The organism is Rhizobium sp. J15 (assembly GCF_002531825.1).
Lineage (GTDB): Bacteria > Pseudomonadota > Alphaproteobacteria > Rhizobiales > Rhizobiaceae > Rhizobium.
In genome coordinates this window covers 1-19,223 of the sequence record NZ_NWSX01000073.1, presented here as the reverse complement: position 1 = coordinate 19,223, position 19,223 = coordinate 1, and the positions used below count along the sequence as shown (strand labels likewise).

The following is a 19,223-nucleotide window of genomic DNA, read 5'->3' as shown; positions in this document are numbered from 1 at the left end:
ATTTTAACCGGACAGCAGTGGCACAAGGCCGAGGATGACGACCAGTGGCGACAGGTCACCCTACTGCGCCGCCTCCTCCGTCATCTTCGCGTCGGAATAGACCTGATTGCGGCCGCGGTGCTTGGCCATGTAGAGGAACTGGTCGGCGGCGTTGAGGTAGTTTTCGAAGGTTTCGTAGCTGCCGATTTCGGCAATGCCGATCGAGATGGTGACGCCGAGGTCCTCGTCGTCGGCCGTCACCTTCAGCCGCGAGATGTCCGAGCGGATCTCGTCGCAGAGCTTGGTTGCGGCGGCCGAATCCATCTGCGGGAAGAGGATGGCGAATTCTTCGCCGCCGAGGCGCGACAGCAGGTTGTCGCTGCCCTCGAAGATCGTGAACAGCCTGTTTGCGACGGCCTTCAGCACCTTGTCGCCGATCTCGTGGCCATAGGTATCGTTCAGCCGCTTGAAATGGTCGATGTCGAGGATCGCCACCGAACTCGGCACTTTCAGCCGCAGGCACTCGTTCACCAGCTTCGGGCCGTTATCGTAGAAATAGCGGCGGTTGTAGAGACCGGTCAGGTAGTCGCAGGCCGCCGCCGCCCGCAGCTGGCGCATCTGCGCCAGGGTTTCGGCATTGTTGGCGATACGGCATTGCAGTTCCTCGGCAACGAAGGGCCGGTAGACGAAATCGCTGGCGCCGGCCTTCAGGAAACTCGCCGACAGCATGCGGTCGTTGGAGGAGGAAACGCCGATGACGCGCAGCCGGTCCGAGCCGAAGCGGTGGCGGATGCGCCGCGTCAGCTCGTAGCCGCTCATATCGGGCATGTGATGATCGGTGACGACGAGTTCAATATCGCTGTAGGCTTCCAGCGCGGCGAGCGCCTCGAGCCCGGAATTCGCCTCGACGACCAGATATTGCTGCGCCTTCAGGAGATCGACCAGCACCTGGCGGGCCGAGACGACGTCGTCGACGACGAGCACCCGCGTCTTGCGGTTGGAGATTGCGCGGCGGACGGTGGCGACCAGATTGTCGAGCGCGAATTCATTGTCCTTCAGCACGTAGTCGATGACATTGCGCTCCATAATCCTGTTGCGCGTATTGAGATCGAACGTGGCGGTGAAGACGATGGCCGGAATATCGTGCTCGATCGTACAATCGAGCGCCTCGCCATAGGGCGAATCCGGCAGGTTGAGATCGACGACGGCCATGGTGTAGCCGTGGCTGTCCTCGGCGAGTTCCCGGCGCAGCGCCTTCAGCGACGGACAGGCTTTGACGGTCAGGCCGAGCTCGGTCTGGAACCGGTGACAGAGCACGGCGGAGAACATCCTGGAATCTTCAACCAGGAGTATTTTGAGGCCGCTGGAGCGCAGCCCAATACCATCCCGCTGAAAATCCCCCTGAAAAGCCACAGCCGCTACTCCCCCATGCGCCTGACGGGCTCGACTCGGCCCTCCCCCCGGCGCGGCGGACGATAGCCGAGAGGCCCGTCCGCGTGAAGGGGACAAATTTTGGGATTACCTGCAATTGCAAAAATCCGGCGCCCGGCGGCGATGATCGCCCCGGGCCTCCTCGCAATCCGGATTCTGGAAGAGCCGTCAGGCAACCGCCCGCTCCTTGCGCATCGACTGGATCTGCAGCAGCGTATCGAGGTTCTGGTTGACGCGGCAGTAAAACTCTTCGTCGATGAAAGGCCGCAGCATGAAGTCATTGCCGCCCGCCTTCAGGAACCGCGCCGAAAGCAGCCGGTTCGACGAGGAGGAAACGCCGATGATGCGCAATTCGTGCGAACCGATATGGGCCCGGATGCGCCGCGTCAGTTCGAAGCCGTCAATATCGGGCATGTTGTAATCAGTGATCATCAGGCCGATGTCGCGGTTGGCCTTGAGGATCTCCAGCGCCTTGGCGCCGTTTTCGGCGGTGCTGACGCGGAAATTATAGCGCTTCAGCCGGCTCGACAGCAGGGCGCGGGCCGTGGCGCTGTCGTCGACGATCAGCACGTGATGGCGGTGATTGGTCAGGAAGCGGCAGATCGATTCGGCCAGGAGGTCAACGGCGAAGACGTTGTCCTTGAGGATATAATCGACGATATCCTTGGCCATCAGCTTGTCGCGCATGCCTTCATGGAAGGTGCCGGTGAAGACGATGGTGGGAATGGAGAGATCGACCAGATATTCGAGCGCCTCGCCGTTTTCCGCGCCGGGCAGATTGATGTTCGAAATCGCCAGCTTGATCGGCTCGGAAGACTTGTCATAGGCAAATTGCAGGTCTTCGAAGTTGCGGCAGATCTCGACCTCAATGTCAAACAGCTCCTTGAGGCGTTTGCTGATCATCGAGGTGAATACGTTGGAATCTTCCGCGACAATAATTCGCGCGCCGGCAAACATCTCTCCGGAATATTGCATCCCCGAAATACCTAGAAACGCCATAAGCAAACCTTTGATGTAAATTCTGTCCCCGGCCCAATTCGATACATCAATTGATTTGAATAATTATTAATCAGCATCTGCCGTTGCGAAATGAACAAGCCGCGCACTGGTGCGCCCGCGATTTCTTTGCGGATATGCTTAAGAGATTCATTCGGCTGGCCGGCCTCCCGCGAAGCCATTATAAAGGCCCATCGATCCGAAACGCCGACAGGTTCCCATGACCCGATCCGATCCCGTGATCGAATGGCTTCTCGATTCCGACCCGGCCATCCGCTGGCAGGTGATGCGCGACCTCATCGATGCGCCGGAGCCGGAATGGATGGCCGAGCGGGCAAAAGTGGAGATCGAGGGCTGGGGCGCGAAGCTCCTCTCCTTCCAGGACGAAGACGGCCAATGGGCGGGCGGCGCCTTTCTGCCTGCCGGATTCGATCCGCAGGAGTGGCGCGAGCGCGGCCAGCCGTGGACGGCGACGAATTTCTCGCTGTCGCAGCTGCGCGAATTCGGCCTCGACCCTTCATCGGACCGCGCCAGGCGCAGCGTCGAGCTGATCGGCGCCAATGCCCGCTGGGAGGAAGGCGGCCAGCCCTATTGGCAAGGCGAAGTCGAGGAATGCATCAACGGCCGCACGGTTGCCGACGGGGCCTATTTCGGTGTCGACGCCTCCTCCATCGTCGAGAGGCTGACAGGCGAGCGCCTTCAGGATGGCGGCTGGAACTGCGAACGCTGCAACGGCTCTATTCGCTCGTCCTTCGCCAGCACCATCAACGTGCTGGAAGGCCTGCTGGAGTTCGAGCGGGCAACCGGCGGCACGCAGCAATCCCGGCAGGCGCGCAGGACGGGCGAGGAATTCCTGCTCGAACGCCACCTCTTCCGCCGTCTCGCCACCGGCGAGCCGGCCGACGAACGCTTCCTGCACTTCCTCCACCCGAACCGCTGGCGCTACGACATTCTGCGTGCGCTCGACTATTTCCGCGCCGGCGCCATGCTGACCAGCGCCGATCCGGACCCGCGCCTCGGCGAGGCAATTCAGCATCTGCTTTCCAGATGCCTCGAGGACGGCCGCTGGCCGCTCGACTGGACGCTGCCGGGCCGCGTGTGGTTCGAGGTCGACGACGGACCGGGCAAGCCCTCGCGATGGATCACGCTCCGCGCGATGAGGGTGCTCAAATGGTGGGATGGGCGGCCGTCAATCGGAGCCTGACGGCAGGCCCAGCGAGTGCAGGAAATGCGCCTCGATCTTGTGCAGCAACTCGGCGCGGGCGGCCGGCGTTTCGCCGATGCCGGGCTGATTGACCACACCATGCAGGGCATTGAACAGGAACACCGCCGTAAAGCCGGGATCGCCGGCCGACCAGGCATTTTCAGCAGCACCGGCGGCGAGCAGCTCGCTCAGATGCGCAATCAGCATATTGCTCGAAAGCCCCTCCCGCGTCGCCGGCGGGGCGGCCACGAAGGCGAGATGGTGCAGCCCGGAGGCATCGAGATAGCCGATGGCGCAGGCCGTCGACCAGACCGAGAGCCTGCCGCGCCAATCCTGTTCCTGCCGGCTTTCGACCGCCGCCACGATGCCGTCGAGCACGCCCTGGACGAAACGGCCGCGCAGCGCCTCCAGAACATCGGCCTTCGAGGAGAAATGCAGGTAGAAAGTGCCCTTGGCGACCCCTGCCCCTGTGGTGATCTCCTCGATGGTGGTCTGCTCCACGCCCTTTGCCAGAAACAGCCGCTCGGCCGCCGTCATCAGCTCGTCGCGCCGCTCTTCGGCAGGCTTGGTTCTCGGTTTCGAAACATTATCGGCCGGCATCGGCGAACTGGTCCATTTTCATTGGCGGCGCGCGGGCTCAGCCCTATGCAGGTAGCCGGTAAACACGTCGCGCATTGCGGTGCTCTCGATTTCAGGTAGCAGCCGGCCGACCTCCCCGCGATGATAACCGGCATGCGTGACCACATGCGCCAGCATCTCCTCGCGGGACATACGCCCATGCCCGCCATCGGTGAAGGTGAAGCCGACGACCTCCTCCAATTCGTCAGGCGTTATACGCGCGGTATAGTCGACATACCAACGGTCTGTTTCCCTGATATCGGCGGCGAGCTGCGCCAGGGGCGGCGCTTCGCTGCTCCAGCTTGCCGTATAGGAATGGCCGAGACGCTGGAGGTTCGCGGAAAAGATGCGGTCGACGCGATGGGCGTGGTTGAGCACGCGAAGGGCAGCGGAAAACGCATCCGATCGCCTCTCCTCGCCGAGCGAATTCAAGGCGTCGAGAAGCTCCTCGTCGACGCTGGCTTTGTATCGGAACAGGGAGTTCAACAGGGTCTGCGCGCTCATGGCGATCTCCGGACGGTGAACGGATGCGCCGGCATCGCGCCGGCAGCCCTGTTTACGGGACTGACTGGTAGTCAGTCAACCACCTTGATCGTCCTCTACGCGCAGCAGGCGCTCCCCGTCGCTGACGGTCCGCAGCAGGCCGCAGCCTTTCTGCTCTCCTCGGCGAGCCAGCGGTCGCGTGGCTTGCAGCTTGCCGGCCGCGGGGAAAGTTCGACATGCACGGCGCCGGCGCAAAGAACCGGCATTGCCGCGCAATAGAGCTGCATCGGCCGCACGCCGTTGCTGACTTCGAAGGTGAGCTTGGCCGAAGAGTCGAGCTGCATATGCTCCGTCACCTTGCGGACGATGGCGCAGAACTTGCCGGCCGGCATGTGCTTGCGGTCACCTTCCTCGATATCCCAGAGCTGGATGAAGATCTCCGTCCAAGCCTCGGGATTGGCGCCGCAATCGAGACCCGCGAATTGGCCCGCCTTGACCTCGGTGATATGGTAGCCTGATTTCACCGGCTCCCCATCGTAGTAGAAAATCAGCGGCGCATCCTTTTGGCCGGCGAGCATATCGAGCAGTGTGCCAAGGCTGCTATCGTTCTCTTGGATTTTTCCGTTGTCGATTGCGTTCATATCGGCTAGTCCTAATTTCAACGATTCAAGGATTATTGAAATATGGATCAACGTCAAGCCCTCGCCGCATTCGGCGCGCTGTCGCAGGAAACGCGGCTTCACATCATCCGCATGCTCGTCGTCTCGGGTCCTGATGGAATGGCGGCGGGCTCCATTGCCGAAAAGGCGGAGGTTTCTCCGTCCAACGTCTCCTTCCATCTGAAGGAGCTGGAACGCGCCGGGCTGATCACGCAGCAGCGCGAATCCCGCTCGATCATCTACACCGCCAATTACGAGGCGCTCGGCGGCCTGATCCGTTTCCTGATGGAGGATTGCTGCGGCGGGAATGCCGAGATCTGCGCGCCCGCCTCCGCCGTCGCCGCATGCTGTGCGCCCGCAAACAAGCTGGCGCCGGAATCTCCGCTGCGCCAGATGGAAGGCACGACCACAAAACCGGCAGGTGCCGGCTGATGGCTTCCTACGATCTTTCGCGCCGGCTCGTCGCAGAGGCCTTCGGCACCGCCATGCTGGTCGCAACCGTGGTCGGCTCCGGCATCATGGCGACATCGCTGACGGAGGATGCCGGCCTCGCCCTGCTCGGCAATACGCTCGCGACCGGCGCCATGCTGGTGGTACTGATCACCGTGCTCGGGCCGATTTCCGGCGCCCAGTTCAACCCGGCCGTCTCGTTGATTTTCGCGATGTCGGGCTCGCTGCAAAAACGCGACCTTGGATTCTATGTGCTGGCGCAATTTGCCGGCGGTGTGGCTGGGACGATCTCAGCCCACCTGATGTTCGGCCTGTCGCTCCTGGACCTGTCGAGCAAGGTGCGCACCGGCGGCGCGCAATGGTTTTCCGAAGGGATCGCGACTTTCGGCCTCGTCGCGGTCATTCTCGCCGGCATCCGCTTCGAGCAGAAGGCCGTGCCATGGCTGGTCGGGCTCTACATTACTGCCGCCTACTGGTTCACCGCATCGACCTCGTTCGCCAATCCGGCCGTGGCTTTCGCCCGCTCGCTGACCGACACTTTCTCCGGCATCCGCCCGGTCGACCTTCCGGGTTTCTGGCTTGCCGAAATATCAGGTGCGGTCGCAGCCCTCCTCCTCTTCAACTGGCTGCTGCAGCCGGCCGAGACAGCATCAACCCTATCCTCAGAGGCAAAATCATGAACGTCACCATCTATCACAATCCCGCTTGCGGCACCTCGCGCAACACGCTGGCGATGATCCGCAATGCCGGCATCGAGCCTGATATCATCGACTATGTGAAGACGCCGCCGTCGCGCGCCGAGCTGGCCAAGATGATCGCCGATGCCGGCCTGACCGTGCGCCAGGCCCTGCGCGAGAAGGACACGCCCTACGCCGAACTCGGCCTCGACAATCCCGATCTGACCGACGACCAGCTGCTCGACGCCATGCTCGCCCAGCCGATCCTGATCAACCGGCCCTTCGTCGTCACGCCGCTCGGCACGCGCCTGTCGCGCCCCTCCGAGCTGGTTCTGGAAATCCTGCCGGAGACGCACAAGGGCGCCTTCACCAAGGAGGACGGCGAGAAGGTGCTCGATGCCGAAGGCAAGCGGATCGTCTGATCCGCCGATCTACTTGACGACGGCCGAACCCTTGATGATGTCGATCGTCTCGCCGCCGTCGAGGCCGATGCGGTCGCCGTCGGGCGTCGTCATGAAGCAGCCGGAGGGGCAGAGGTTTTCCGAAGCCCCGGCATCGACCACGACCTCGACGCGCTGGCCGCCCTCGGTGATGACGAGCACCACGGCGGCAGGATCGGTGTTGGTGATGGATGCCGCATGGGCCGCCGGCGCGGCAAGCAGCGGGACAAGCAGAACGGCGGCAAATCTTGCCATCATGTGCGGCGGCGCGGGTGCGCCCTCCCCTCGAACGATCGGTGCTGCCCTCGGCAGCGATCCCGATTGTTGAGATCATGCACATAGACCTGTGAATGATGGCTGAATGAGCCGTTCAGCTCTCGGCGGCCCGTCCGCGCAGCTGCCGCACCGGCCGATCCTCTTCCTCCATCGGCTTCTCCTTCTGAGCCTCCTGGCTCTCCGCCGGCTCCTTGCGCGCGGCGGGAAGGCCGGGCACGGCATCGCGATGAATGGTGAGATCGCTCTGCGGCATCGGAATTTCGATACCTTCGGCCTTGAAGCGCCGGAGGATCTCCATCCTCAGATTGTTGCGCACCGTCATGCCGTCGCCCATATCGGCCAGGAAAAAGCGCAGCTCGAAATCCAGCGAATAGGGGCCGAAGCGCAGGAATTCGACATGCGGCTCGGGATTGCGCATGACGAGCGGGATCTTCGCCGTCAGCTCCAGCAGGATATCCATCACCTTCTGCGGATCGGCGTCGTAGCTGACGGAAACCGGAATTTCCGAGCGGCCGATCTTGTTGCGGTGCGTCCAATTGCCGACCAGCCCGTTGATGAGCTCCGAATTCGGCACGATGATCGACTGCTTGCGGAAAGTCTCGATCTCGGTCGCGCGCACCGAGATGCGCTTGACGATGCCTTCGGCCGTGCCCGAGACGACGTGGTCGCCGACCTTGAACGGACGCTCGACCAGCAGGATCAGGCCCGAGACGAAGTTGGAAACGATGTTCTGCAGGCCGAAACCGATACCGACCGAAAGCGCCGAGGCGACGAGCGCGAAGCTCGACAGATCGATGCCGGCGGCCGAAACACCGATGATCGCGGCAATGCCGACGCCGAGGTAGCCGATGCCCGTCTTGACCGAATTGCGCACGCCGAGATCGACATGGCTTCGCGCCATCACATTGCCGTCGAGCCAGCGCTGCAGCCAGCGCGTCAGCAGATAGACGCCGGCAAAGAGCAGGATGCCGGTGCAGATGCCGAGCAGCGAAATGCTGATGCCGCCGAGCTTGACCTCGGTGAACAGCCGGTAGGCGATCAGCTGCAGGTCCTGCACATGGAAGCCCCAGAGCAGCAGGATAAGCGGAATGCCGACGAGCAGCGCCACGGCGTAGATGGCAAGGCCGACGAGCAGGCCGACCTGATCGATCGCCACCGGCCCGAGATTGAAGCGCCGCGTCAGGAAGCGCGCGAAGAAGGTGTCGCCGAAACTCTCCTGCCGCGAGATCGCCTTGCCGGAGAGCAGGCCGACATACATGGTGGCGACCACCGCGCCGGTGATGATGAGCTGCGTGGCGACGAAGCGGGCGAGCCCGACATAGCCCGCAAGCGCCGTGACGATCAGGCCGGCGCCGACGACGCGCAGGATGATCGCCATGCCGCGCGGCCAATGCCTGCCCGGCGCATCCGGATCACCGCTTCTCGCCAGCATCGGCTTGCCGAAGGAGGCGACGATCAGGATCAGGCCGATGATGAGCGCGGCGATCAGGCTCCTGACCACGGTCAGCACCAGCGGCGAGCCCATCGCTTCGCCGATGGTGCCAAAGAGATAATCGAGCCCGTTGATGACGGCCATCGCCAGCAGGCAGTAGCCGATCGAGCGCGCCCCGAGATTGGAAAGCTTGACGAGCCGCCAGTGCGGTTCGCGCGGCGCGAAGATGGCGTTGACGAAGCGCCCGACGAAATAGACGAGCCCGATCGTGCCGAACAAGGCGCCGATCACGGGCGCGATGTCGGGCCGCAGCACGTTGAAACTGTTGAGGAAGAAGAACGAGGTGACGAGCAGCACCGCCAGCGCCAGCGTGCGGATCAGCGTCGACCAGAAGGCGATCGACAGCCGGCCGATATAGGACGGGTTCTCCACCGCCTCGTCGCGCCTGAGATAGGAGCCGAAGACCCGATAGCTGCCGGAGAGCAGGATCAGCGCCGAGGCGAGCGACAGGAAGATCGCCGCAAACAGCGGGAAACGCTTGAACTTCCAGACGAAAGTCGCCCAGCTCGCCAGCGCCTGCGAGAACTCGCTGGTCTCCCGCACGAAGGCGCTTGCGGCATCGTCGAGCACCGAGACGGAAATCTCCGTGCGCCTGAAAAGCGTGTCGGCGAAAAGCTGCCGCCGCATCTCGATCACTTCGTTGACGAGCTTCGTCACCGCGATCGACAGGTTTTCGGCGTCGCCCGTCACCGCATTGATCTGCGCGCGCTCGGCGGCGAGCGCATTGCGCTCATCGGTGACGATCTGCGCCTCGGGCGGCTGCCCGTCCTTCGGCGGCTCGCCGATCTCGGTGAGCCGGTTCTTGATCTGGTCGAAACGCGGCCGCAGATTGACCGAAATGGTGATGACGGCACGGCTGAGCTCGTCGGCCTTGGTCGCCAGCCCGACCAGCGCATCGTCATTGTCGGCGTTTTCCTTGACGCTGTCCTGAAGCGAGGCAAGCTGGGTCTTGGCCTTCTCGATCTCCTTCGCCGCCTGGGCCGACGGCGTCTCGACGATCGGCGCCTCTGCTGCCGCCTGCGGCTGCGGTTCCTGGGCGAAGGCTGCCGCACTCTTAAAATGCGCGCCGGCAAGTGCCAGCGTCACGAGAAGAATGGTGCGAAGCAGAAGGGATCTCAGCCGCAAAAACGCCTCCGGAAAGGTTGTCATTGAATTAGAATGTCAGCTTCTCCTAGCAAAGAAAGGCGACACAAAGGCGGAAGATGCCGAAAGCGCCTTGCGCCGAACTGTTCCATCCGCCCTCCGAGGTCGCCCTTCCCCCTTTGGACGCAGCCGCTCAGAAGCCGGCGCCGGGCTTGGCGAGGTAGTCGCGTTCCGCCGCCGTCGATTCCCGCCCGAGCATGGCATTGCGATGGGGAAAACGGCCATAGGCGGCGATCACCTCGCGGTGGCGGATCGCATAATCCAGATATTCCTCGTCGCCGAGCGCGCTGAACAATGCCACCGAACGGTCCTGTTCGTCTAGGTTTTCGGCATGTTCGAACGGCATGTAGAAGAAGGTCCGGCATGCGTGCTCCACCGCCTGATCGGCGCCCGCGGCAAGCGCGAGCTTCGCCTCCCGAAGCGCCAGCCCGTCCGTCGCGACGGCAAGCGGCGTGCCGCGATAGATGTTGCGGGGAAACTGGTCGAGCACGATGACGGCCGCCAGCCGGCTCACCGGATCGGCCCGCCATTCGTCACCGACGCCTGCGGCCAGCGCCAGATGCGTATCGCGGAAGACATCGCGGATCTCGACGTCGAGTTCCGGCGGCGCACGAAACCACAGCTCCCGGCCGCAACGGACGAACCAGAAATCATAGACTTCGCGCGGCGTGCGGATGGTCGTCATATCTCTTCCTCCCCTTGCGTTAGGCATTTTATATGATTGTAGCAAGCTATTGATATAGGCGGTAAATGATGTGCCAAAGCAGCCCCCTCATCCGCCTGCCGGCACCTTCTCCCCGAGGGGAGAAGAAACTTGGGGCAGCGCCTCTTTCCCCTTCTACCCAGCGGGGAGAAGGTGGCGGCAGCCGGATGAGGGGGCGGCAAACTCGGCGGCAGATGAAACAACCTCCACCAGCTAAATTCTACTTCCCCTCATGCAACGGAAACACCAGCGTCGCCCTCGTCCCGGCATGTGCGGGATCATAAGCGAAATCCGATTTCAGGCTCGCGGCCATCGCCGTCAATATCCGCGTGCCGAGCCCCGTTCCCCTGGCCGGGCCTTCCGGATCGAACCCCGCCCCGTCATCCTCCACGACAACCCGCAATTCGCCGTCCGTCTGGTCGACGGCAACGCGGATCTCGCCGGGCACCGCTTCCGTATAGGCGTATTTGAACGCATTGGTGACGAGTTCGCTGACGATCAGCCCGAGCGTGATCACCTTGTCGGTCGCCAGATTGACCGGTTTTGCGTTGAGCACGATGCGGTGCGGCCGCTTGTCGTCGCGCATCGAGGCTTCGAGTTCGGTGAGCAGGCTATCCAGATATTCGTCGACCTGCACCGAGCCCACCTGCCGGTTGGTGTAGAGCCGGCGATGGACGCTCGCAATCGCGTTGATGCGCATCTGCGTCTCGTGCAGCGCGTCGATCGCCACCTGGTCCTTTGTCATGGAGGACTGCATGCGGATCAGCGCGCCGACGAGGCCGAGGCTGTTGGCGATGCGGTGATTGACCTCGGCAAGCAGCAATTCGGCCTGGTCGCGCTGCTGGCGGATCACCTCCTGCGCCTGCGCCGTCTCGCGGCGGAAACGCGCCCGCTCCAGCGCCTGCTCGAGGGCGGCGGCGAGCAGGTCGAAATAATCGGCCGAAATTCCCTTGAGCATATAGTCGTCGGCGCCGGCCTTGAGCGCCGCCACCGCAATGCCCGTATCGTCGGAACCCGTCGCATAGATGACCGGCGGATGATCCGGCACGGAGGTGATGCAGGGCAGAATGTCGAGCCCGGTCTCGCCGCTCAGGAGATGATCGAGCACGACGGCGTCGATGCCGCCCTCGGCGATCCGCGCCAGGCCGGCGGCGCCATTCTGCACCCACTCGACCGAGAAGCCGCGCCGCAAAAGGTTCTTCTGCATCATGAGGGCGAGCCCCTCATCGTCGTCGATATAGAGGATGTGGATCAACGCATCCGCATCGCCGCTAGAATTGCTCATTCCGTCTCCCGGCGTTCTCTCTAAGCAACGACGGCCGCAAGCGTCCGAGTCGTCGGCATGGGCAATGTCGTATTGCATTGACCGCCTGAGGTAAACATCGCTCACCCCTCGCCCTTGTCGCAGACGGCTCTAACTCTTCTGGAATTTCCGGTGGCCGGAGACCTCGGCGCCCGCCTCCTTCGGCAATTGCAGGAAGCGCAGCGACGAGACGATGCCGATCGCGCCGACCACGAGAAAGGCCCAGCGGAAATCGGCAAGGACCGGGTTGTCGGCGCCCCTCAGAGCCGAGGCAATGTTGAGAACGGCGGCGGCGGCGGCGACGCCGAGCAGCATCGATACCTGCTGCAGCATGCTCGACAGCGTCGAGGCCGAGCTTCGCTGCGCCGGGCCAATATCGGCAAAGGCGAGCGTATTCAGCGCCGTGAATTCCATCGACCGCGACAGGCCGGCGAGAAACAGCAGCGCATGCATGAGGAACGGCGGCGTGTTAGGGGTCAGGAAACCGCAGGCGACGATCGACAGTGCGGCGATCAGCCCGTTGAGCCCGAGCACGGTGCGGAAGCCGAAGAAGCGCAGGAGCGGCGTCGTCACCGCCTTCATGCTGAAATTGCCGAGGAAATAGACGAGCAGATAGGTGCCGGCGGCAATCGAACTCAGCCCGAAGCCGAGCTGGAACAGCAGCGGCAGCAGGAATGGCGTCGCGTTGATCGCGGTGCGGCAGGCCGTGCCCGCCGACAGCGTCGACATCGAAAAGGTCTGGACGCGGAAGGCCGAAAGATCGAGCAGCGGATTGTCGGCGGCGAGGAAGTGCCGCGTCGCCATGACGGAGAGCACGATGCCGGCCGCCAGCATCGAAATGACAGGCCAGAGCCCACCTTCCCATTTGACCGAAAGCTCGAGCGCGGCAAGCAGGAAGGTGAGCCCCGCGGCACTCAGGATGAAGCCGAGAATATCCAGCCGGCCGGGATCGGCCTCGCGCTGTTCCGGCACGAAGCGCAGCACCAGCCCCATGCCGATGATGCCGATCGGAATGTTGATCAGGAAGTTCCAATGCCAGCTGGCATAGGTGGTGATGAAGCCGCCGAGCACCGGGCCGACCACCGGTGCGGTCAGCGCCGGCCAGGTGATCAGCGCGATTGCCTGGACGAGTTCGGATTTGCGGGCGTTCTTCAGCACGATGATGCGCCCGACCGGCGTCATCAGCGCGCTGCCCGCCCCCTGCAGCGCACGCCACAGCACGAATTCCGTGAGGCTGCCGGAAAGACCGCAGAAGAGCGAGGCGCCGGTGAAGACGCCGATCGACATCAAGAACACCCGGCGCGCGCCGAAACGGTCGCCGAGCCAGCCCGACAGCGGAATGAAGGCCGCCATGGTCAGCATGTAGACTGTTATGCCGATGCTCATCGATACCGGCTGCACGCCGAAACTCGCAGCCATCTGCGGCAGCGAGGTCGCGACGATCGTGCCGTCGAGGATCTGCATGAAGAAGGAAACGGCAACGACCAGCGCCACGATCTTTGCCTGGCGGCCGTCCGCCGCCTCCTGCCCTTGCTCGCTCGTCTCTGCCGTGGTCATGGATCTGCCAATGAAAATTCCGGATGATGCGGCAGGAAACAGGAAGGAAACCGATAGGAAATCTGCCGCGCGAGGGGTGCGGAAAATGCCGCGCCCTGGCTGAATACGCCCGTTGCGGCCGGCCGGAAAGGCTAAATCTAGCACTGCGCGGGAATATTCCGGATGCCGCCGGTCCCTCAAGAAAAAAGCCCCGCCGAAGCGAGGCTCAAGTTTGATCCGCTCCCGGGAAAACAGGAGCGGCGTAGAGGTGCATAGCCTGCCACCCTTCCGCCAGCGAGGCCAGATTTCGCCGTATCGGTACGCTCGCGCTCGAAATTTTGCGATTCGTCAAACATCGGACGCCCTTTCAACCGCAGAGAACCCATCGTCACCGAAGCCTTCGAAGGCCCGCTCGTGACGAGCGGCAATGCCGCGTCGTTGCGGCGGCGGCCTTCGCGGCGGCGGCTGGCCTTCGCACGAACGCCGCAGCGGTTCATACAACCCTGAAGAACTGTCCGATCTTGTCGCGCAGAGCCGCCTCCTGCTCGGCGCTTCCAGGGTAATCGAAATGACCGGCGTCCAGGATGAAGATTTCATTGTCTTTCGGCATCGCATTTGCGACAGCGAACTGGCAGGGCGGCGCGACGGCGGGATCGAACAGCGCCACCGCCGTCAGCATCGGCACCTTGATCCGCCGCGCCGCGGTCGCCGCATCGTAGAAGCCGAGCGTTTCCAGCACGTTTCCATGTTCCGCCTGATAGGCCTGCACGCCCTCGGCGCTGCCGACACTCGGCAGCTTGAGGCGCAGCGGCTGGTCGCCGAAGCTCGGCAGCGCCAGATGGCCGCGGTCGATGCGCAGGTCATAGGCGATCGCCATGGCGCCGATGCCGCCGCCGAAGCTGATGCCGCTATAGCCGATATGGCCCGAGAGCCAGGGATAGAGCCCGACAAGCGTCGAGACGGCAAGCCAGATATCTTCGACGCAGCCGCCGATGATGTAGGAGTCCCGCTTGTCGATATCGTGCAGCACATGCCAGGACGGGTTCTGCGAAATCGGCGGACGGGCGCTGAGCGACAGCCCGCGGCAACAGGGAAAGACAAGCGCCGTTTCCTCGACCGGCAGATCGAAATCCGGCCGGTCCCGCCCGCCATAACCATGCCCGACGACCAGGCCGCGCCGCACCTTCCCTTCCCGCGGCAGCAGCAGCCAGCCGCCGATCCTGAATTCACCGGTGGAGCGATAGACGAGATCAAGCACATGCCAGTCCGGATGACTGAGCTCGCTGCGGGAAAGCCCCGGTCGCGGATCGACCGCCAGCGCTTTGCGATACCGCGCCTCCCAGAACGCATCGAAATCTTCCGGCTCCTCCGGCGGCTTCACCGCAAGAAGCTCTTCGAGCGTCATGCCGTAGGTGGGATCGAAAGCGAAGGGATGTGTGTTGGGGATGCTCATCCAGGCTTTCTCCCGCGAAAAAGCCGGCCGCGCAAGGCTTGCCACTCTGCTGGCCCCAGGACGTCATTGGCATTGATCGCGATGCTACCATATCCTGAGAGAACGCCAACGAGGGATGCCGAATGACCGATGCATGCAGGAAGAGCTTCGATTGCACATGCCGCAATGGCAGGGCGGCAATCTCAGCGACTATCATCTGAGTTCCCAACTGCTCTCCTGGCTTTTGCCGCCTTCCGGCGGCCCGGAAGAAACTGTCCCGGTCCCTTCTCCCGGCGCTGCCGGATCGCTCAGAACGGAAGACGGCATTGTCGCGAAGACGGCGCTTCTCGAGCAGGCGCGGTCCGCCCGCCGAGCCATCGAGAAGCATCGGCCGGACAGGGTCCTCACCATCGGCGGCGATTGCCTCGTCGATCTCGCGCCGATCGTTTATCTCAACAAACGCTATGACAGGCTCGGCGTCTTGTGGATCGACGCGCACCCGGATGTGCAGTCGACGAAGGAAACGCCCCATGCCCATGCGCAGGTGCTCGCCATGCTTCTCGGCCAGGGCGATCCCGATTTCGTCGGCGAGGTTGAAAAACCCGTCGACCCCACCATGGTGATGTATGCCGGCCTGGACGAATGGTCGGCAGCGGAAGACGAGGTGCTGAGCGGCATGCGGTTGCGGCAAACGGGCGCCGCCGACCTGATGAACGACAGTTCTTCGCTGCTCGACTGGATCGACGAGCAGCGCATCACCCATCTTGCCGTGCATCTCGATGTCGATGCGATCAGCCCGGCGCATTTCCGGCCGATCCTCTTCAACAAGCCCGGCGCCGATTCCGGCTTTCTCCAGGGCGTCCCGCGCGGCCGTCTCGAACCGGCTCATGTCGTCCGCCTCCTCCGGGATGTTGCGGCGAAGGCTGAAATCGTCGGCCTGGCGATCACGGAATACATTTCCTGGGACGCCATTCAGACACGGGCGCTGCTGGCCGAACTGCCTCTCGTCGGAGACTGAAATCCGCTGACGCCAGTGCCGGAACTTACGCCCGGTTGTTTCCCGCCGCCTCCAGGATCAATTGGCTGATTTCATCGGGGTGAGAGATCAGCGACAGGTGGCTGGCCTGCACCTCGATGGTCTTCGCCCCCATGCGCTTGGCCATGAAGCGTTCGAGATCGGGATTGATCGTCCGGTCCTCGGTCGAAACCGCATACCAGCTCGGCTTGGAGCGCCAGGCGGCCTCGGTCGTCTTGCCGGCGAGCAGTGCCTTCTGGAACGGCTGCTGCACGGCATAGAGTACCTTGGCCCTGGCTTCCGGCAGGTCGCCGGCGAAATCCCTGAGGAAGGCGGCTTCGCTCAAGCGGCCCTCGTCACCGTCGAAGACGATGCCGGCCGAGGCCGGCGGCGTTGGATAGGTCTTGGCAAGCGCGGTATAGTCCTCGCCGGCATCGGGCGCCCGGGCCGCGACATAGACCAGCGCCGAGACGTTCTGATGCGCGCCGGTCTCGGTGACGAGCATGCCGGCGAAGGAATGTCCGACCAGCACCGTCGGGCCGTCCTGCCGGTCGAGCACCCTTGTTACGGCGGCGGCGGCTTCGGGAAGCGTCGTCAGCGGGTTCTGCACCGCCGTCGCATTCAGCCCGGCCGCCTGCAGCCGCGCGATCACCTCGCTCCAGCAGGAGCCGTCGGCAAACAGCCCATGCGCCAGCACGACATTGCGCGCTTTGACGGGTGCAGCCATCGCAGCCATGCCGCGGCTGGAAAGAAGGGTGGCGGCAGCGCCGGCAACGAGGGCGGCCGAAAAAGCCCGTCTGTTCATCATCATGATCTGGTTTCCTTACATTTGAGACTGTTGAAAGGGTCGAGAGCATGGGGCCGAGGCACTGATGGCGCCCGGCAAAAATCGCTGATCGATGACATTGTGTTGGAAGCGTTCATCGCAGGCGCATGGCGTCGAGAGCGTGCTTCCGTATTCCAATTCGGCTTGCGCGGCGGACCGCGTATACAGAACTCCGCCGACAGGGGATTTTTGTATTCCCATTCCGCCAAATGTCAATTATTGGATACGTAACACCTTCGTGATACCGGGTGCGCATACGCGCATGGCGTTACAGGACTAATTTGCATACAAGAAACAGGTCAGGAGATCAGCGATGGCGAGTGGTTTCGAAACCGAGGACGACGACGATCGCGGCCTCATCTCCGACCGCATCCGCAACGCGCTGACCGACGAGATCGCCGCCGGCACGCTCGCGGCAGGCGCAGCATTGGACGAACAGCAGCTCGCCGACCGTTTCGGCGCCTCCCGCACCCCGGTCAGAGAAGCGCTGCGCCAGCTTGCGGCCGGCGGCCTCGTCGAGCTTCGCGCCCGCCGCGGCGGCGTCGTCGCCCGCATGACGCCGGAGCGCATCATGGATATGTTCGAGACTGTCGCCGAGATCGAGGCCGTCTGCGTCCGGCTCGCCACCTACCGCATGACGCCGCTGGAGCGCAGCCGCCTGATCGAACTGCACGAGCTATCCCGGCCGATCGCGGAAAGCGGCGACGTCGATGCCTATGACAATTTCAACCGCCAGTTCCACGAAACCATCTATCACGCCACCCATAACGGCTTCCTCGCCGAACAGGCGATCGCCATCCGCAACCGCCTGAACGCCTTCCGCCGCACGCAGCTGCGCCAGGGCGAAAGGCTGAGCCGCTCCCGCGACGAGCACGAAGCCATCATGCAGGCGATCGCCGAAGGCGACGGCGAGATGGCCTCACGCCGCATGCGCGCCCACATGCTGAACGCCGCCACCTCGCTCAGCCGCTTCATCGAGGCCAACAAGCCGGCGTGATTGGCCCTCAGGGAATCGGGCAACGGTATTTGTAGTGCGTCATGGTGGTCATCAGCTCGTCGCCGGTCGACTCGCGTATGCCGGGATTCTCTTCCAGGAACGTGCATAGCGTATTGCCGACGGCTTCCGCCGTGGTTCCCTCGGGAATACAGACGTTGACGCCGACGGCGATGGCAAAATGCGCCGCGTTCACCATCCTGCTGGGCTTGGGAGGCGCCTCGGTAAAAATGCGACGGGCGAGATACTCGTCACTGTTCCATTTGTCCAACCAGCCCGCGACATAGCCGACGACGAACTGCCGGGACCCGCGGCAGTCGGAATAGAGAACGTCACCGCCGGCCAATCCGGCGGGAATCTTTGCGGAAGCCGTTGCCAACAAGGTAGCGATAAGAATGCCCGACATCACATCCCCCAAGTCTCAATGGCGCGGAGCTTCGATCGGGAAAGTGTCGGAAATTAGCTTCAAACGTGTCATCTTTGGCGCCGCGTGCAAAAGTAGCAATGAGCGGCGATTGGTGTGGTTGCGAGGTCGTCCTGACCGGATCGGCGGCCGAAAGTTAAACTTCGGCAATGATCGGCTTTGATGGCCCGCGAGCCGTTGCGCATCCCGTCGCGGTCGGCTACATCAAGCCCGTCAATGGCCGGGTAATCCCGGCCACGTAAGCGTTAACGTCACTCAACGCGTATGATCGAACGGCTTTGCGGCTTCGATCTGCGCGACTGTGTCCTGCGGATCGAGCCTTGAAAGCTCCTGAGGACACATGGACAACAAACCCTTCAACGAACAGGCTTCATCGGCTCCCGGCATCGAACGGATCCGCCACGACACGCGCCGGCGCTCGCTGACTGTCGAAAGCATCACCGACATCACCCCCGGCATGCGCCGCATCATCCTGCGGGGCGATGAGCTTGCCGATTTCATCAGCCTCGCCCCCGACGACCACATCAAGATCTTCATTTCCACGGCCGAGGGCGAAGAGCGCCGGGATTACACGCCGCGCCGCTATGACAACGCGGCCCGGTCGTTGACCATCGATTTTGCCCTGCACGAAGCAGGCCCGGTGACGCGATGGGCGCTCGGCGCCCGCCCCGGCGACAGGCTCGAAATCGGCGGCCCGCGCGGCTCGGCCGTCGTTTCCGCAAGCGTCAAACGCTGGCTGCTGATCGGCGACGAAACGGCGCTGCCGGCGATCGGCCGCCGGATCGAGGAAAGTGCCGCCGGCACCGCCATCACCACGCTTGCCGCCGTCACCGGCCCGCTGGAAGAGCAGGCCTTCGAAACCCGGGCCGAACTCGACCTCCGCTGGGCGCACCGGCCGCTATCTGAGGCGACGGACGCCGCAGCGCTGCTGACACTGTTGAGCACGGTCGATATCCAGCCCGGAACCTTCGTCTGGATCGCCGCGGAAGCCGCGGTGACGCGCGACATTCGCAACCATCTGCTGACCGAGCGGGGCTACCCGCTGAGCTGGATGAAGGCATCCGGCTACTGGGTGTTCGGCAATGCAGATGCGACGGAGAAATTCGGCTAGGACGAATCGACATTCATCTGAGCCAGATCAT

The 19,223-nt window shown here is 63.3% G+C and carries 20 protein-coding genes; 7 read left to right on the top strand and 13 right to left on the bottom strand.

What is annotated here, in order from left to right; all coding sequences use genetic code 11:
* Positions 1-60: 60 nt before the first annotated feature.
* Together CO670_RS31375 and CO670_RS31370 are read right to left on the bottom strand one after the other, a co-directional pair.
* On the bottom strand, positions 61-1,392 hold the full coding sequence (locus tag CO670_RS31375) for a diguanylate cyclase (RefSeq protein ID WP_097593907.1): 1,332 nt from the start codon (positions 1,390-1,392) through the stop codon (positions 61-63).
* Positions 1,393-1,578: 186 nt separating this feature from the next.
* On the bottom strand, positions 1,579-2,409 hold the full coding sequence (locus CO670_RS31370; protein WP_097593906.1) for a response regulator: 831 nt from the start codon (positions 2,407-2,409) through the stop codon (positions 1,579-1,581).
* A gap of 217 nt (positions 2,410-2,626) precedes the next feature.
* Here CO670_RS31370 and CO670_RS31365 point away from each other — a divergent pair, with 217 nt between their 5' ends.
* The gene (locus CO670_RS31365; RefSeq protein ID WP_097593905.1) at positions 2,627-3,610 is read left to right on the top strand and encodes a squalene cyclase; all 984 of its coding nucleotides are present in this window, start codon (positions 2,627-2,629) and stop codon (positions 3,608-3,610) included.
* On the opposite strand, the gene CO670_RS31360 is transcribed toward CO670_RS31365, so the two are convergent.
* The 3 genes from CO670_RS31360 to CO670_RS31350 all read right to left on the bottom strand — a co-directional run bounded on the left by CO670_RS31360 (position 3,596) and on the right by CO670_RS31350 (position 5,352).
* Positions 3,596-4,210 (bottom strand): TetR/AcrR family transcriptional regulator, encoded by a 615-nt coding sequence (locus tag CO670_RS31360; protein WP_097593903.1) that lies wholly within the window; start codon positions 4,208-4,210, stop codon positions 3,596-3,598. The genes CO670_RS31365 and CO670_RS31360 overlap by 15 nt on opposite strands.
* Before the next feature lie 18 nt (positions 4,211-4,228).
* Positions 4,229-4,732 (bottom strand): DinB family protein, encoded by a 504-nt coding sequence (locus CO670_RS31355; protein ID WP_097593902.1) that lies wholly within the window; start codon positions 4,730-4,732, stop codon positions 4,229-4,231.
* A 95-nt stretch (positions 4,733-4,827) separates the two neighbouring features.
* Complete coding sequence (locus tag CO670_RS31350; RefSeq protein WP_097593901.1) at positions 4,828-5,352, bottom strand: DUF6428 family protein; 525 nt, start codon at positions 5,350-5,352, stop codon at positions 4,828-4,830.
* 42 nt (positions 5,353-5,394) lie between these two features.
* Between CO670_RS31350 and CO670_RS31345 the strand changes: the two genes are divergently transcribed.
* The 3 genes from CO670_RS31345 to arsC are packed head-to-tail and all read left to right on the top strand — an operon-like array spanning position 5,395 to position 6,919.
* Positions 5,395-5,802, top strand: a complete 408-nt coding sequence (locus CO670_RS31345; RefSeq protein WP_097593899.1) for a metalloregulator ArsR/SmtB family transcription factor — start codon at positions 5,395-5,397, stop codon at positions 5,800-5,802.
* On the top strand, positions 5,802-6,500 hold the full coding sequence (locus tag CO670_RS31340; protein WP_097593898.1) for an MIP/aquaporin family protein: 699 nt from the start codon (positions 5,802-5,804) through the stop codon (positions 6,498-6,500). Before CO670_RS31345 ends, CO670_RS31340 begins: the two co-directional genes overlap by 1 nt.
* Positions 6,497-6,919 (top strand): arsenate reductase (glutaredoxin), encoded by a 423-nt coding sequence (gene arsC / locus CO670_RS31335; RefSeq protein ID WP_097593897.1) that lies wholly within the window; start codon positions 6,497-6,499, stop codon positions 6,917-6,919. The genes CO670_RS31340 and arsC overlap by 4 nt, the downstream gene beginning before the upstream one ends.
* 9 nt (positions 6,920-6,928) lie before the next feature.
* Here arsC and CO670_RS31330 read toward each other — a convergent pair whose 3' ends face one another.
* The 6 genes from CO670_RS31330 to CO670_RS31300 all read right to left on the bottom strand — a co-directional run bounded on the left by CO670_RS31330 (position 6,929) and on the right by CO670_RS31300 (position 14,843).
* Entirely contained in the window at positions 6,929-7,195 is a 267-nt protein-coding gene (locus CO670_RS31330) for a hypothetical protein (RefSeq protein ID WP_088673630.1), read from the bottom strand.
* Between the two features lie 112 nt (positions 7,196-7,307).
* Positions 7,308-9,830, bottom strand: a complete 2,523-nt coding sequence (locus CO670_RS31325; RefSeq protein ID WP_097593908.1) for a mechanosensitive ion channel family protein — start codon at positions 9,828-9,830, stop codon at positions 7,308-7,310.
* 151 nt (positions 9,831-9,981) lie between these two features.
* Positions 9,982-10,533, bottom strand: coding sequence for a DUF924 family protein (locus CO670_RS31320; protein ID WP_097593896.1), 552 nt, complete (start codon positions 10,531-10,533; stop codon positions 9,982-9,984).
* Between the two features lie 238 nt (positions 10,534-10,771).
* Positions 10,772-11,836, bottom strand: a complete 1,065-nt coding sequence (locus CO670_RS31310) for a histidine kinase dimerization/phosphoacceptor domain -containing protein (protein ID WP_097593893.1) — start codon at positions 11,834-11,836, stop codon at positions 10,772-10,774.
* A gap of 129 nt (positions 11,837-11,965) precedes the next feature.
* On the bottom strand, positions 11,966-13,411 hold the full coding sequence (locus CO670_RS31305) for an MFS transporter (protein ID WP_097593892.1): 1,446 nt from the start codon (positions 13,409-13,411) through the stop codon (positions 11,966-11,968).
* Positions 13,412-13,883: 472 nt separating this feature from the next.
* Entirely contained in the window at positions 13,884-14,843 is a 960-nt protein-coding gene (locus tag CO670_RS31300) for an acetylxylan esterase (protein ID WP_097593891.1), read from the bottom strand.
* Positions 14,844-14,976: 133 nt separating this feature from the next.
* Between CO670_RS31300 and CO670_RS31295 the strand changes: the two genes are divergently transcribed.
* Positions 14,977-15,840 (top strand): arginase family protein, encoded by an 864-nt coding sequence (locus CO670_RS31295; protein WP_097593890.1) that lies wholly within the window; start codon positions 14,977-14,979, stop codon positions 15,838-15,840.
* 25 nt (positions 15,841-15,865) lie between these two features.
* Here the strand turns inward: CO670_RS31295 and CO670_RS31290 are convergent, their stop codons facing one another.
* Positions 15,866-16,648, bottom strand: coding sequence for an alpha/beta hydrolase (locus CO670_RS31290; protein WP_097593888.1), 783 nt, complete (start codon positions 16,646-16,648; stop codon positions 15,866-15,868).
* A gap of 328 nt (positions 16,649-16,976) precedes the next feature.
* Here CO670_RS31290 and CO670_RS31285 point away from each other — a divergent pair, with 328 nt between their 5' ends.
* On the top strand, positions 16,977-17,660 hold the full coding sequence (locus tag CO670_RS31285; protein ID WP_097593887.1) for a GntR family transcriptional regulator: 684 nt from the start codon (positions 16,977-16,979) through the stop codon (positions 17,658-17,660).
* Between the two features lie 7 nt (positions 17,661-17,667).
* On the opposite strand, the gene CO670_RS31280 is transcribed toward CO670_RS31285, so the two are convergent.
* On the bottom strand, positions 17,668-18,063 hold the full coding sequence (locus CO670_RS31280) for a Rap1a/Tai family immunity protein (RefSeq protein WP_097593886.1): 396 nt from the start codon (positions 18,061-18,063) through the stop codon (positions 17,668-17,670).
* Positions 18,064-18,421: 358 nt separating this feature from the next.
* Here CO670_RS31280 and CO670_RS31275 point away from each other — a divergent pair, with 358 nt between their 5' ends.
* Positions 18,422-19,192 (top strand): siderophore-interacting protein, encoded by a 771-nt coding sequence (locus CO670_RS31275; RefSeq protein ID WP_097593884.1) that lies wholly within the window; start codon positions 18,422-18,424, stop codon positions 19,190-19,192.
* Positions 19,193-19,223 lie beyond the last annotated feature (31 nt).